General features: G+C 68.8%; 1 protein-coding gene. It reads left to right on the top strand.

All coding sequences use genetic code 11. The features are described 5' to 3' along the window. On the top strand, window positions 1–213 hold a 213-nt coding region (locus tag SB764_RS44525; RefSeq protein ID WP_410867379.1), incomplete at its 5' end, for an SDR family oxidoreductase. Window positions 214–237: the final 24 nt, after the last annotated feature.

The following is a 237-nucleotide window of genomic DNA, read 5'->3' as shown; positions in this document are numbered from 1 at the left end:
CCGGGTCCGTGCGACACGCCGCTGATCGACGCTGAGACGAAATCGCCGGAGGAGGCTGAGGCAGTGCGCGCGAAGCACGCTGCCAATATCCCGCTCGGCCGGATGGCGCGGCCGGAAGAGATCGCAGCCGCGATGCTGTTCCTGGCGTCCGACGACAGCAGCTTCGTCGCCGGCAGCGAGCTGCTGGTCGATGGCGGCATGTGCTCCGTCTGAGCCCGTCCAGGCGATCACCTCCAG

The organism is Paraburkholderia sp. SIMBA_027 (assembly GCF_046535315.1).
Classification (GTDB): domain Bacteria; phylum Pseudomonadota; class Gammaproteobacteria; order Burkholderiales; family Burkholderiaceae; genus Paraburkholderia; species Paraburkholderia tropica.
This window is presented reverse-complemented; position numbering and strand designations above follow the sequence as displayed.